This is a genomic window from Neobacillus sp. plas4 (assembly GCF_057221695.1).
The window spans coordinates 117,401-130,000 of the sequence record NZ_CM170152.1; the positions used below are offsets into that span (position 1 = coordinate 117,401).

A 12,600-nucleotide genomic window follows, 5' to 3' on the forward strand; every position below is an offset into this window, starting at 1 on the left:
AGGAGGCACAATTAATATGAAACAGGATATTGAAAAAGTATTATTTTCTGAAGAAGAAATTCAGGAGAAAGTTAAGGCGTTAGGAGCTCAATTAACAGAAGAGTATCAGGATCGCTTCCCGCTCGCAATCGGTGTCCTGAAGGGTGCAATGCCATTTATGGCTGATTTGCTAAAACGAATGGATTGCTACTTGGAAATGGATTTTATGGATGTATCAAGCTATGGCACTGCCATGGTAACATCAGGGGAAGTGAAAATCCTAAAGGATTTAGATACATCTGTTGAAGGCAGAGATATCCTAATCATTGAGGATATAATCGATAGCGGATTAACATTAAGTTATCTAGTTGATTTGTTCCGCTACCGAAAAGCAAAGTCAATCAAAATTGTTACTTTACTTGATAAACCAACAGGAAGGAAGAGTGCAATAAAAGCAGACTATGTAGGTTTTATTTGCCCCGATGAGTTTGTGGTCGGTTACGGATTAGATTATATCCAAAAATACCGAAACCTTCCATATATTGGTGTATTAAAACCGGAAGTATATAGCGATAACCTATAAGTGAAACTAAAACAGTATTGCATTTTCAAAATGGTGAACCCAGTTAAAAGTAATATAAAGAATTGGAATGATTTTCTATGATACTATCTAAAAAAGTTTTTATCGTGGGAGGAGGTAAGAGATGAATCGGATTTTCCGTAATACCATCTTTTATTTATTAATATTTTTAGTCATTATTGGCGTGGTGAGTTTCTTTAATGGAAGCAATGAACCAACGGATAACATTTCTTACAATGAGTTTGTTGACCATTTAGAAAGTAATGAAGTGGATTCATTTTCTATGCAGCCTGAACGTGGAGTATTTGAAGTTCGGGGGAAGTTTGAAAAAGGGGTAAAAGACGGGAAGAACTTCCTAACTTACGTCCCTAATAGCGAGAAGATTCTTGAGCGTATCGACGCTGCAGGCTCTAAGGTTGAGGTCATGCCTGCTAAGGAAACAAGCGGCTGGGTAACATTTTTCACCTCCATTATTCCATTTGTGATTATCTTTATTTTATTCTTCTTCTTGTTAAACCAAGCTCAAGGCGGCGGCAGCCGAGTTATGAACTTTGGTAAGAGTAAAGCAAAGCTTTATAATGATGATAAGAAGAAAGCGCGATTTAAGGATGTTGCTGGAGCAGATGAGGAAAAGCAAGAATTAGTTGAAGTGGTAGAGTTCCTTAAAGACCCTAGAAAGTTTGCTGAACTTGGTGCGCGTATTCCAAAAGGAGTCTTGCTTGTTGGACCTCCAGGAACAGGTAAAACATTACTTGCACGTGCGGTAGCAGGTGAAGCTGGCGTGCCGTTCTTCTCTATAAGCGGTTCAGACTTCGTTGAAATGTTTGTTGGGGTCGGTGCATCCCGTGTACGTGATTTGTTTGAAAATGCTAAGAAAAATGCACCTTGTATTATTTTTATCGATGAAATTGACGCAGTTGGCCGTCAGCGTGGCGCAGGTTTAGGCGGCGGTCACGATGAACGTGAGCAAACATTGAATCAATTGCTCGTTGAAATGGATGGATTCGGTGCAAACGAAGGAATTATTATTATTGCGGCTACAAACCGCCCAGATATTCTTGACCCTGCATTACTACGTCCTGGACGTTTTGACAGACAAATTACGGTTGACCGTCCAGATGTTAATGGACGTGAAGCAGTACTTAAAGTACATGCAAGAAACAAGCCTTTAGATGAAGCGGTAAACTTAAAGAATATCGCTATGCGTACACCTGGTTTCTCAGGTGCAGACTTAGAAAACTTATTAAATGAGGCAGCATTGGTTGCTGCACGTCAGAATAAGAAGAAAGTGGATATGGAAGATATTGATGAAGCAACTGACAGGGTGATTGCAGGACCTGCGAAGAAGACTCGTGTTATTTCTGAAAAAGAACGCCGAATTGTTGCTTTCCATGAAGGCGGACATACCGTAATTGGTTTAATTCTAAATGAAGCAGACATGGTTCATAAGGTTACCATTGTACCTCGTGGTCAAGCCGGCGGTTATGCGGTTATGCTTCCAAGAGAAGATCGTTACTTTATGACGAAGCCGGAATTACTTGATAAAATCGTTGGTTTATTGGGTGGGCGTGTTGCCGAAGAGATTGTCTTTGGTGAGGTAAGTACAGGTGCTCATAACGACTTCCAACGTGCAACGGGAATTGCCCGTCGAATGGTTACTGAATTTGGTATGAGTGACAAGCTTGGTGTTGGACAATTTGGTCAAGCGTCTGGCGGTCAGGTATTCTTAGGACGTGACATCCATAATGAGCAAAACTATTCTGATGCCATTGCCTTTGAAATTGACCTAGAAATTCAACGAATTCTTAAAGAGTGTTATGAAAGAGCTAGAACCATTCTTACGGAGAATCGAGATAAACTTGATCTGATTGCGAAGACACTTCTTGAAGTTGAAACGCTAAATGCAGAACAAATTGAATACTTAATTCAAAATGGCCGTATGCCGGAATCTGCTGCAGAGCTTGAAGGATTTAAACCTGTGGAAACGAAGAAAATTGATGATGTAAAAGTAAATATCAGCACGAAGAAGGATCAAGAACCACCTAGCCAGCCTTCTGAAACTGAAGAGAAATAGAATTTTTAAAAAGAGTGCTTATAATGGCACTCTTTTTTTCACGATGAAAAATAATTGTGATATGATGTTTGCAGTGTAACCAATATAGAAATGCGTAGGGCGCCTTCAGAACAAGCACAAAGCAGCTTGTTCCTGCGAAGGTTATTCTAGGGAGTTTTCCTTAGGCCTATCGGCGGCAGGCATAAGTCTAGCCGGCATGAAGGTTGGTTTTTACCTTCTTGACGGTTTGCTTATGACCAAGGAAAAAGTGGTTCTCTTTTTCTTTGAGCCGATGGCGCCCGAAGCTAGACAAGAAAAATCAGAAAAGTGAGTGATTCTTTTGATTTTCGTATTTGACGTAGGGAATACCAATACTGTTTTAGGTGTATATAAAGGGGAAGAACTAAAATATCACTGGCGTATTGAAACGAATAGAAACCGAACGGAAGATGAAATTGGGATGATGATTAAATCCCTATTTGACGCATCAGGACTTTCATTTTCGCGAATAGATGGAATTATTATTTCTTCCGTTGTTCCGCCTATCATGTTTGCTCTAGAAAGAATGTGCCGTAAGTATTTCAATCTTACTCCGTTAGTTGTAGGACCAGGCATCAAAACAGGGCTAAATATTAAATATGAAAACCCTAGAGAAGTAGGAGCAGACCGAATCGTTAATGCCGTTGCTGCCATCCATGAATATGGCAGTCCGTTAATTATCGTTGATTTTGGAACCGCTACAACTTATTGCTATGTTAATGAACAGCGTCAATATATGGGTGGGGCTATCGCGCCAGGTATTGGAATCTCGACAGAGGCTCTATATTCCAAGGCGGCAAAACTCCCTCGGATTGAAATCGCACGTCCTGAAGGTGTCGTAGGGAAAAATACAGTTGCTGCTATGCAGGCTGGAATTGTCTATGGGTATGTGGGTCAGGTAGAAGGTATCGTTAAAAGGATGATTGATCATAGTGAACAAAAACCGACCGTCATTGCTACTGGGGGATTATCTGCTCTAATTGCTCAAGAGTCGAAGATGATTGATATCGTCGATCCATTTTTAACATTAAAAGGCTTACAGCTAATCTATAAGAGAAATATGGATACTATAAGAAATGCGTAGGGCGCCTCGGAACAAGCAAAGGGCCGCTTGTTCTTGCGAAGATTATTCTTGGGATTTTCATTAGTGTTAATCGGTGCCTGGAGCTAGACATAAAAAATAACAACTTGAAAGGAGTTACATAATGAGTGATTATTTAGTAAAAGCACTGGCCTATGATGGTCAAATTAGGGCGTATGCTGTACGTACCACAGAGGTGGTGTCTGAAGCACAGCGCCGGCATGAAACGTGGAGGACAGCTTCTGCAGCCCTAGGGCGCTCCCTGACCGCAGGTGTAATGATGGGGGCAATGTTAAAGGGTGAAGACAAATTGACGATTAAAGTCGATGGAGGAGGCCCAATTGGTGTCATTCTTGTCGATAGTAATGCAAAAGGCGATGTCCGCGGTTATGTAACAAATCCACAGGTTGACTTTGAGGCAAATGAGCACGGGAAGTTAGATGTTCGCCGTGCGGTCGGCACTGATGGGACATTGTCAGTTGTGAAGGATACGGGTCTCCGTGATTTCTTCTCAGGCCTTGTTCCGATCGTATCAGGTGAGTTAGGGGAAGATTTCACTTATTATTTTGCTACTTCCGAACAAGTGCCTTCATCTGTTGGTGTAGGTGTGCTGGTAAACCCGGATGATTCTATTTTAGCTGCCGGCGGATTTATTTTTCAGTTAATGCCTGGAATTAAAGATGAAACGATTACCAAGGTAGAGGAACGATTAAAAACCATCCCGCCAATTTCAAAATTAGTTCAACAGGGGCTTAGTCCTGAGGAAATATTAGAGGAGCTTTTTGGTAAGGAACAGGTAGATGTCCTAGAAACCATGCCTGTTCAGTTTAAGTGTGTGTGTTCAAAAAATCGCTTTGCGGATGCCATTGTCGGCTTAGGGCAAGGTGAAATTGAGGCTATGATTGTTGAAGATGGACAAGCAGAAGCTCACTGCCACTTTTGTAATGAAAAATATCTCTTCACAAAAGAAGAACTAGAGGAATTAAAGAGTCAGGCGAAATAGTTTTTAGGGGGAGGAGTAGTTGAGGCGTAAACAGCTATGGAGCCTTATTGCGGCACTTATTTTTGTGAACTGTCTTACTATTGCCTTTTTACTTTCGAAAATGAAAGAGGTAAACGGTACTCGGGTCAGTGAAGAAGTCGTTGCTACAGTGGGGAAAGTGGACATTACAAGGCAAGATTGGCTCAATGAATTAGAGTCGAGATACGGAAAAGATGTACTTAAGGACATGATTGATCAAGTAGTCATAAAAGAAATGGCAGCAAAATATAAAATTAAAGTATCTGATCAAGATGTAGAACGGGAATATAGAATTCTTCAAACCACATACAGTTCGCCAAGTGAGAATAAAATGACGACAGAAAAGAAGTGGAAAGAACATATTCGGAATAGTCTTCTAAAGGAAGAAATCCTGACCAGAGATGTAAAGGTTTCTGAAAAAGAGATGAAAGCTTATTATGAAGAAAATAAGGAGCTCTTTAATATTCCTACAGCCTATCGTGTGTCCCATATTATTGTCGAAACAAATGAAGAGGCAGAAGTGGCGATTAAAGAATTATCGCAAGGATCAAGTTTTTCTGCACTCGCAATGGAACGCTCAATCGAAGAATTTTCCGCAAATGAAGGCGGAGATATCGGTTATTTGGTAGAAGGAGAAGAACGATACCCTTCTGACTATCTACAAGCAGCAAAAAAGTTGAAGGAAGGTGCCTGGAGTGATCCTATCAAGGTAGAACGAGGTTTTGCAATCGTGAAACTTGACGGTATCATGAAGGAGCAAAAGTATTCCTATAAAGATGTAAAACAACAAATACGCCGAGAAATTGCACTTGAACAAATGAAAACTTCAGCCTCTGCGACAACCTTTTGGGAAGAAGCGAAGGTGGACTGGTTTTATGGCAGTAAAGGTGCAAACTAAATGAAGCACAGAAAATATTTCTGTGTTTTTATATTCTATTTGGAGCATCGTAAATTGAAAAAATAGGAATTTTTACTCAGCAAAGTGGTTGACAAAACTAGTAGAAAACTGATAAATTTATTATAATACCAATAAAATTACTCGGAATTAAGAAAGAGGTGCTCTAATGGTACGCGTAGCAAATTCAGTCGCAGAATTAGTTGGTCAAACTCCTATTGTAAAATTAAACAGATTAGTAGATGAAAATAGTGCAGAAGTTTATTTGAAACTTGAATATTTTAACCCTGGCAGTAGTGTAAAAGACCGTATTGCTTTGGCAATGATTGAAGCAGCGGAAGAAAAAGGTTTAATTAAGCCTGGTGTCGATACAATTATCGAGCCAACAAGTGGGAATACAGGTATCGGTCTAGCTATGATTGCTGCAGCAAAAGGATATAAAGCTATTTTTGTTATGCCTGAAACAATGAGCTTAGAAAGAAGAAACTTGCTGCGTGCGTACGGAGCTGAGTTAGTTCTAACTCCTGGACCTGAAGGAATGAAAGGTGCGATTGCAAAGGCGAATGCACTTGCAGAGGAAAATGGTTACTTTGTTCCTCAGCAATTCGAAAATGAAGCAAACCCTGAGGTTCACCGCAGAACAACTGGTAAAGAAATTGTGGAACAAATGGATCAGGTAGATGCTTTTGTAGCGGGAATCGGTACAGGCGGAACAATCACAGGTGCCGGTGAGGTTCTTCGTGAGAAATTTCCAAATGTAAAAATTTATGCAGTTGAACCGACGGATTCACCAGTTTTATCAGGAGGTAAACCAGGACCGCACAAGATTCAAGGTATTGGCGCAGGTTTTGTTCCAGCAGTCCTTGATACGAAAGTCTATGATGAGGTCATTCAAGTTCAAGCTGAAGAAGCTTTTACTGCTTCTCGCCGTGCTGCTAAAGAAGAAGGAATACTAGGCGGTATTTCTTCCGGTGCAGCCATTCATGCAGCTTTAGAGATTGCTAAGAAGCTAGGAAAAGGTAAGAAGGTACTTGCTATTATTCCTGACAATGGCGAACGTTATTTAAGTACTCCTCTTTACCAATACGAAGGTTAATAAAAAATATCAGAGGGGTTGTAGCGTATGCTATAGCCCCTCTTTTTTTGCATTAAAAAACAAACTTCTTGTATGATGTAAGAAGTAAATTAAAATAAGGTGGTTAAAAAGATGCAGACAGCAGGAATAAAATGCGGGCCATATACATTGGATTTCGATAAAAAAACCATCATTATGGGGATATTAAATGCTACTCCAGATTCCTTCTCAGATGGCGGTAAATACAACAATTTAGAGATTGCCGTTGCCCGTGCAAAAGAAATGGTTGAAAATGGTGCCGATATTATTGATATTGGCGGTGAATCCACCCGTCCTGGTTATACATTGATATCAGAAGAGGAAGAAATCGAGCGAGTTGTCCCTGTTATTGAAGCCATTTCTAAAGAAGTGAGAGTCCCTATTTCCATTGATACGTATAAAGCTAAGGTTGCTCAAAAGGCAGTTGAAGCGGGTGCACATATAATTAATGATATTTGGGGTGCAAAAGCGGATGAACGTATGGCAGCTGTTGCTGCAGAATACAAGGTTCCGATTATCCTCATGCATAATCGCCATGATCGAAATTATTCTTATTTTATAAGAGACGTGTTAAATGACCTGTACGAAAGTATTGCGATGGTAAAACAAGCAGGTGTACAGGATGATCAAATTATTCTAGATCCTGGAATCGGTTTTGCGAAAGACCTGAATGAGAATATTTTGATGATGCAGCACCTAGATACATTAACGGCTCTTGGTTACCCTGTTCTTCTAGGAACCTCTAAAAAATCCATGATAGGCCAGGCACTTGATTTGCCGGTAGAGGAAAGAATGGAAGGGACAGGGGCAACGGTATGCTATGGTATCCAAAAAGGGTGCCAAATCATTCGTATCCATGATGTCAGGGAAATGAGCCGGATGGCAAGAATGATGGATGTTCTAATGGGGAAGGGTGTCAGCCATGGATAAAATACTTTTAAACCAAATGGAATTCTACGGTTATCATGGCGTTTTTCCTGAAGAAAAGAAACTTGGACAACGATTTATTGTCGATATGATGGTTCTAGTAGATTTGAAAAAGGCCGGAGAAACAGATGAGCTAGAGTATTCAGTAAACTATGGTGAGCTTTTTCAGGTATGCAAGCAAATTGTGGAGGGAGAGCCTTATAAGCTTGTAGAAGCTGTTGCAGAAAAAATTGCAGGGACCGTTTTGAGTCAATTTTCACTTATTTCTGAAGCAACCGTTAAAGTAATAAAGCCAGATCCGCCAATTCCTGGCCATTATCGATCTGTTGCAGTAGAAATTACAAGGAGAAGATAAAAATGGGAAATACAGCATTTATTGGACTTGGGTCTAACATCGGAAACAGGTATGATTATCTATCGAAAGCAGTAAAGCAGCTCGCAAATCATCCGAAAATTAATTTAGTAAATTATTCCTCCATTTATGAAACGGATCCCGTTGGTTATGAGGAACAAGATTTATTTTTAAATATGGTGTTAGAGGTCGAGACTTCTTTGAATGCCCATGAATTACTGGATTATTGTTTAAAAGTAGAATTAGAACTTGGGAGAAAAAGGGAAATTGTTTGGGGCCCGCGAACTATTGACCTTGACATTCTCCTTTATAACCAAGAAAATATTGAAACAGAGAAGCTTATTGTTCCGCATCCACGGATGCTAGAGAGGGATTTTGTCATGATTCCTTTGTCAGAGATAAAACCAGACCTAATTATTCCAAATATAGAAAGACCACTTACAGCATGGATCAATGAATTACCTAACAAAGAAGGAGTCCGAATATGGAAGCGGAAAAATGGGGAAGACGTATTCGAGCCTATCGGAAGCTAAAGGGTTATACACAGGAGAGCTTCGCGAAGGAACTTGGTGTATCAGTCTCGATAATGGGAGAAATTGAAAGAGGGAACCGACTGGCTACAGGTGATTTACTGAAGAAAATTGGTTCCACTTTAAATATAAGCCTGGAAGAATTATCACCAAATGACTAGAAAGGGAGGTGTTGAGAGCATGATAAAAATCGGCAATATAGAATTGAAAAATCAAGTCGTTTTGGCACCGATGGCCGGTGTTTGTAACTCTGCCTTCCGTTTAACGGTGAAAGAATTTGGGGCTGGTCTAGTTTGTGCGGAAATGGTCAGTGATAAAGGAATTGTCCTTAAAAATGAAAAAACGATGAATATGCTTTACATTGACGAACGTGAAAAACCACTAAGCCTGCAAATTTTCGGCGGTGAAAAGAAAACCCTTGTTGAAGCAGCGCAATTTGTAGATAAAAATACAAATGCGGATATTATTGACATTAATATGGGTTGTCCTGTTCCTAAAATCACAAAATGTGATGCTGGAGCAAAATGGCTGTTAGACCCGAATAAAATATATGAAATGGTATCAGCTGTTGTGGATGCTGTTGAAAAGCCCGTAACGGTTAAAATGCGTATGGGCTGGGATGAAGACCATATCTTTGCAGTTAAGAATGCACAGGCCGTTGAAAGAGCCGGCGGACAAGCGGTCGCACTTCATGGCCGTACCCGCGTTCAGATGTATGAAGGAAAAGCGAACTGGGACATTATTAAGGATGTTAAGCAGAATATTAACATCCCGCTTATTGGAAATGGTGACGTACAAACTCCGCAGGACGCAAAAAGGCTGCTTGATGAAACCGGTTGTGATGGAGTCATGATTGGCAGAGCGGCGTTAGGAAACCCTTGGATGATTTACCGTACGGTTCAATTTCTTGAGACAGGTAAACTAATGGGCGAACCATCCGTTCGTGAAAAAATCGATGTATGTATTCTACACCTAGACCGACTAATTGCTCTGAAAAATGAGCATATTGCGGTCAGAGAAATGCGTAAGCATGCGGCGTGGTATTTAAAAGGGGTAAAAGGAAATGGGCAAGCTAGAAATGCAATCAATGAATGTAATACACGCGATCAGTTGGCTGCCCTTTTAAATGAATTGGCTGCAGAAGTTGAAGCGAAGGAAAGTCAAGTTACCGCAGGATAAATTTGACTTTAATAAGCTCTTTTTCTATAATACTTTTGTTTGAGCATAAGGCTGCCAGTGAAATACTGGCAGTTTTTATTTATAAATAATCTTTTTTAATGTCTGAACTGTCAAGTTTGTGTAAAATAATAAAGTATGTAGAAAAAAGCAAATGCACAGGCGTTAATCCGAGGTTTACATAAAAGTCGTAATTGGAGTTGATTAGTATGAGTCAGGAAGAATTAAATGACCAGCTGCAGGTCAGACGTGAAAAAATGAATGATATGCGTGAAAAAGGGTTCGATCCGTTTGGTAAACGTTTTGAACGTTCTCATAATATCAAAGAATTAGTAGAGCAATACGGTGAATTAGAAAAGGAAGATCTAGAAGCGAAAAATATCTCTGTTACACTTGCAGGTCGGATGATGACCAAACGTGGGAAGGGTAAAGCAGGATTTGCTAATATTCAAGACCTAACGGGACAAATTCAAGTATACGTTAGAGTCGATGCGATTGGTGAAGAAGCATATGAGGTCTTTGACTCTTCTGATTTGGGAGACATCATTGGGGTAAATGGAACTTTATTTAAAACAAAGGTTGGCGAGTTATCTGTTAAGGTTCAAAACTATACGTTCTTAACAAAGGCACTTCGTCCATTACCTGATAAATTCCATGGCCTTAAAGACGTGGAGCAGCGGTACCGCCAGCGATATTTAGATTTAATTGTCAGCCAAGAAAGCAGAGAAACCTTTATTACTCGAAGTAAAATTATCCAAGCTATGCGCCGTTATCTTGATAACAATGGTTACCTGGAGGTTGAAACGCCGATGATGCACTCGATTGCCGGAGGTGCGTCAGCAAGACCATTTATCACTCACCATAATGCACTTGATATGGAACTATATATGCGGATCGCAATTGAACTTCACTTAAAACGATTGATTGTCGGCGGACTAGAAAAAGTGTATGAAATTGGACGAGTGTTCCGTAACGAAGGTGTTTCTACCCGACACAACCCAGAGTTTACGATGATCGAGCTATATGAGGCATATGCAGATTATCAAGATATTATGAGTCTGACTGAAAATCTAATTGCGCACATCGCTCAAGAGGTCTTAGGGACCACAACTGTCCAATACGGAGAATATGAAGTCAACCTTAAGCCGGAGTGGAAAAGGTTGCACATGGTTGACGCTATAAAGGAATATACAGGAGTAGACTTCTGGAAACACATGAGCGTTGAAGAGGCTCGCTCGATTGCTAAGGAACATGGCGTAGAAATAACTGAACACATGCTATATGGCCACATCGTCAACGAATTCTTTGAGCAAAAGGTAGAAGAAAAGTTAATCCAGCCTACTTTTATTTATGGCCATCCGGTTGAGATCTCTCCACTTGCTAAGAAAAATGAGGAAGATCCAAGATTCACTGATCGGTTTGAGTTATTTATTGTTGCCCGTGAACACGCTAATGCTTTCACCGAGTTAAATGATCCAATTGACCAAAGGGAGCGTTTTGAAGCACAGTTAAAAGAACGTGAGCAGGGAAATGACGAAGCTCATGAAATGGATGAAGACTTTGTAGAGGCGTTAGAATATGGTATGCCGCCAACAGGAGGTCTGGGAATTGGAGTCGACCGCTTAGTGATGCTGTTAACTAATTCACCTTCCATTCGTGATGTGTTATTATTCCCGTTAATGCGTCATCGATAATAATAGATGAAAAAAAGCACCAGGCACCTGGTGCTTTTTTATTTTATGTATAAAAAGTAAACTGAAAATTATTATTTTAATATATTTGATAAATATGTTGAAAAAGATATTGCACAGTTGAATGAATGGTGGTATATTTATTTTTGTTGTTGCGAGACAGCATGTTTTAAAAAATAATTTTTAAAAAGTTATTGACTTCAGGTTGATAACTTGGTAAGATAATAAAGTCGCCTTTGAGCGATGAATACGAATCGCTCGTTGAACTTATTATAAGAAGAAGTGATTCAGTGATGTAGCTTTGTTCTTTGAAAACTAAACAAACAATAACGTCAACAAACAATTTTTTAGCTTTTTTTAAAAAGCTAAGCCAACGTAACAAATGAGCTATATCAACTTTCTTGGAGAGTTTGATCCTGGCTCAGGACGAACGCTGGCGGCGTGCCTAATACATGCAAGTCGAGCGAATCAAGAGGTGCTTGCACCTCTTGATTAGCGGCGGACGGGTGAGTAACACGTGGGCAACCTGCCTGTAAGACTGGGATAACACCGGGAAACCGGTGCTAATACCGGATAATTCTTTCCCTCTCATGAGGGGAAGCTGAAAGTCGGTTTACGCTGACACTTACAGATGGGCCCGCGGCGCATTAGCTAGTTGGTGAGGTAACGGCTCACCAAGGCGACGATGCGTAGCCGACCTGAGAGGGTGATCGGCCACACTGGGACTGAGACACGGCCCAGACTCCTACGGGAGGCAGCAGTAGGGAATCTTCCGCAATGGACGAAAGTCTGACGGAGCAACGCCGCGTGAGCGATGAAGGCCTTCGGGTCGTAAAGCTCTGTTGTTAGGGAAGAACAAGTACCGGAGTAACTGCCGGTACCTTGACGGTACCTAACCAGAAAGCCACGGCTAACTACGTGCCAGCAGCCGCGGTAATACGTAGGTGGCAAGCGTTGTCCGGAATTATTGGGCGTAAAGCGCGCGCAGGCGGTCCTTTAAGTCTGATGTGAAAGCCCACGGCTCAACCGTGGAGGGTCATTGGAAACTGGGGGACTTGAGTACAGAAGAGGAAAGCGGAATTCCACGTGTAGCGGTGAAATGCGTAGAGATGTGGAGGAACACCAGTGGCGAAGGCGGCTTTCTGGTCTGTAACTGACGCTG

At 40.9% G+C, this 12,600-nt stretch carries 12 protein-coding genes and 1 rRNA gene (1 of these 13 running past the window's edge); all 13 read left to right on the plus strand.

Annotation, left to right across the window (positions count from 1 at the left end):
- Positions 1 to 16 precede the first annotated feature (16 nt).
- Entirely contained in the window at positions 17 to 562 is a 546-nt protein-coding gene (gene hpt / locus AC2TFD_RS00545) for a hypoxanthine phosphoribosyltransferase (protein ID WP_335515798.1), read from the plus strand.
- Positions 563 to 683: 121 nt separating this feature from the next.
- Positions 684 to 2,633 carry an ATP-dependent zinc metalloprotease FtsH gene (gene ftsH / locus AC2TFD_RS00550; protein WP_335569134.1) on the plus strand — a complete coding sequence of 650 codons (1,950 nt, stop codon included), beginning with the start codon at positions 684 to 686 and terminating at the stop codon, positions 2,631 to 2,633.
- Positions 2,634 to 2,952: 319 nt separating this feature from the next.
- Positions 2,953 to 3,735: a type III pantothenate kinase gene (locus AC2TFD_RS00555; protein ID WP_335516272.1), complete on the plus strand. Its 783-nt coding sequence runs from the start codon at positions 2,953 to 2,955 to the stop codon at positions 3,733 to 3,735.
- A gap of 121 nt (positions 3,736 to 3,856) precedes the next feature.
- Complete coding sequence (gene hslO, locus AC2TFD_RS00560; protein WP_335569133.1) at positions 3,857 to 4,735, plus strand: Hsp33 family molecular chaperone HslO; 879 nt, start codon at positions 3,857 to 3,859, stop codon at positions 4,733 to 4,735.
- Positions 4,736 to 4,754: 19 nt separating this feature from the next.
- Positions 4,755 to 5,651, plus strand: coding sequence for a peptidyl-prolyl cis-trans isomerase (locus AC2TFD_RS00565; RefSeq protein ID WP_335516266.1), 897 nt, complete (start codon positions 4,755 to 4,757; stop codon positions 5,649 to 5,651).
- Between the two features lie 166 nt (positions 5,652 to 5,817).
- The gene (cysK, locus tag AC2TFD_RS00570; RefSeq protein WP_335516262.1) at positions 5,818 to 6,744 is read left to right on the plus strand and encodes a cysteine synthase A; all 927 of its coding nucleotides are present in this window, start codon (positions 5,818 to 5,820) and stop codon (positions 6,742 to 6,744) included.
- 111 nt (positions 6,745 to 6,855) lie between these two features.
- Positions 6,856 to 7,692 carry a dihydropteroate synthase gene (gene folP, locus AC2TFD_RS00575; protein WP_335516259.1) on the plus strand — a complete coding sequence of 279 codons (837 nt, stop codon included), beginning with the start codon at positions 6,856 to 6,858 and terminating at the stop codon, positions 7,690 to 7,692.
- Positions 7,685 to 8,044, plus strand: coding sequence for a dihydroneopterin aldolase (gene folB / locus AC2TFD_RS00580; protein ID WP_335516256.1), 360 nt, complete (start codon positions 7,685 to 7,687; stop codon positions 8,042 to 8,044). Before folP ends, folB begins: the two co-directional genes overlap by 8 nt.
- Positions 8,045 to 8,046: 2 nt before the next feature.
- The gene (gene folK / locus AC2TFD_RS00585) at positions 8,047 to 8,574 is read left to right on the plus strand and encodes a 2-amino-4-hydroxy-6-hydroxymethyldihydropteridine diphosphokinase (RefSeq protein ID WP_335516254.1); all 528 of its coding nucleotides are present in this window, start codon (positions 8,047 to 8,049) and stop codon (positions 8,572 to 8,574) included.
- A complete protein-coding gene (locus AC2TFD_RS00590) occupies positions 8,526 to 8,732 on the plus strand; it encodes a helix-turn-helix domain-containing protein (protein ID WP_335516252.1) in 207 nt (68 codons plus the stop codon). The genes folK and AC2TFD_RS00590 overlap by 49 nt, the downstream gene beginning before the upstream one ends.
- 19 nt (positions 8,733 to 8,751) lie before the next feature.
- Positions 8,752 to 9,750, plus strand: coding sequence for a tRNA dihydrouridine synthase DusB (dusB, locus tag AC2TFD_RS00595; protein WP_335516251.1), 999 nt, complete (start codon positions 8,752 to 8,754; stop codon positions 9,748 to 9,750).
- A gap of 206 nt (positions 9,751 to 9,956) precedes the next feature.
- Positions 9,957 to 11,441 (plus strand): lysine--tRNA ligase, encoded by a 1,485-nt coding sequence (gene lysS, locus AC2TFD_RS00600; protein ID WP_335569132.1) that lies wholly within the window; start codon positions 9,957 to 9,959, stop codon positions 11,439 to 11,441.
- Positions 11,442 to 11,836: 395 nt separating this feature from the next.
- Positions 11,837 to 12,600, plus strand: a 16S ribosomal RNA gene (locus AC2TFD_RS00605); it runs 786 nt beyond the window's last position.

Bases quoted from the DNA above. Each gene is read 5' to 3' on its own strand.
- cysK (WP_335516262.1), top strand. From the start codon at position 5,818: ATGGTACGCGTAGCAAATTCAGTCGCAGAATTAGTTGGTCAAACTCCT.
- folK (WP_335516254.1), top strand. From the start codon at position 8,047: ATGGGAAATACAGCATTTATTGGACTTGGGTCTAACATCGGAAACAGG.
- ftsH (WP_335569134.1), top strand. From the start codon at position 684: ATGAATCGGATTTTCCGTAATACCATCTTTTATTTATTAATATTTTTA.
- folP (WP_335516259.1), top strand. From the start codon at position 6,856: ATGCAGACAGCAGGAATAAAATGCGGGCCATATACATTGGATTTCGAT.
- hpt (WP_335515798.1), top strand. From the start codon at position 17: ATGAAACAGGATATTGAAAAAGTATTATTTTCTGAAGAAGAAATTCAG.
- dusB (WP_335516251.1), top strand. From the start codon at position 8,752: ATGATAAAAATCGGCAATATAGAATTGAAAAATCAAGTCGTTTTGGCA.
- AC2TFD_RS00590 (WP_335516252.1), top strand. From the start codon at position 8,526: ATGGAAGCGGAAAAATGGGGAAGACGTATTCGAGCCTATCGGAAGCTA.
- hslO (WP_335569133.1), top strand. From the start codon at position 3,857: ATGAGTGATTATTTAGTAAAAGCACTGGCCTATGATGGTCAAATTAGG.
- folB (WP_335516256.1), top strand. From the start codon at position 7,685: ATGGATAAAATACTTTTAAACCAAATGGAATTCTACGGTTATCATGGC.
- lysS (WP_335569132.1), top strand. From the start codon at position 9,957: ATGAGTCAGGAAGAATTAAATGACCAGCTGCAGGTCAGACGTGAAAAA.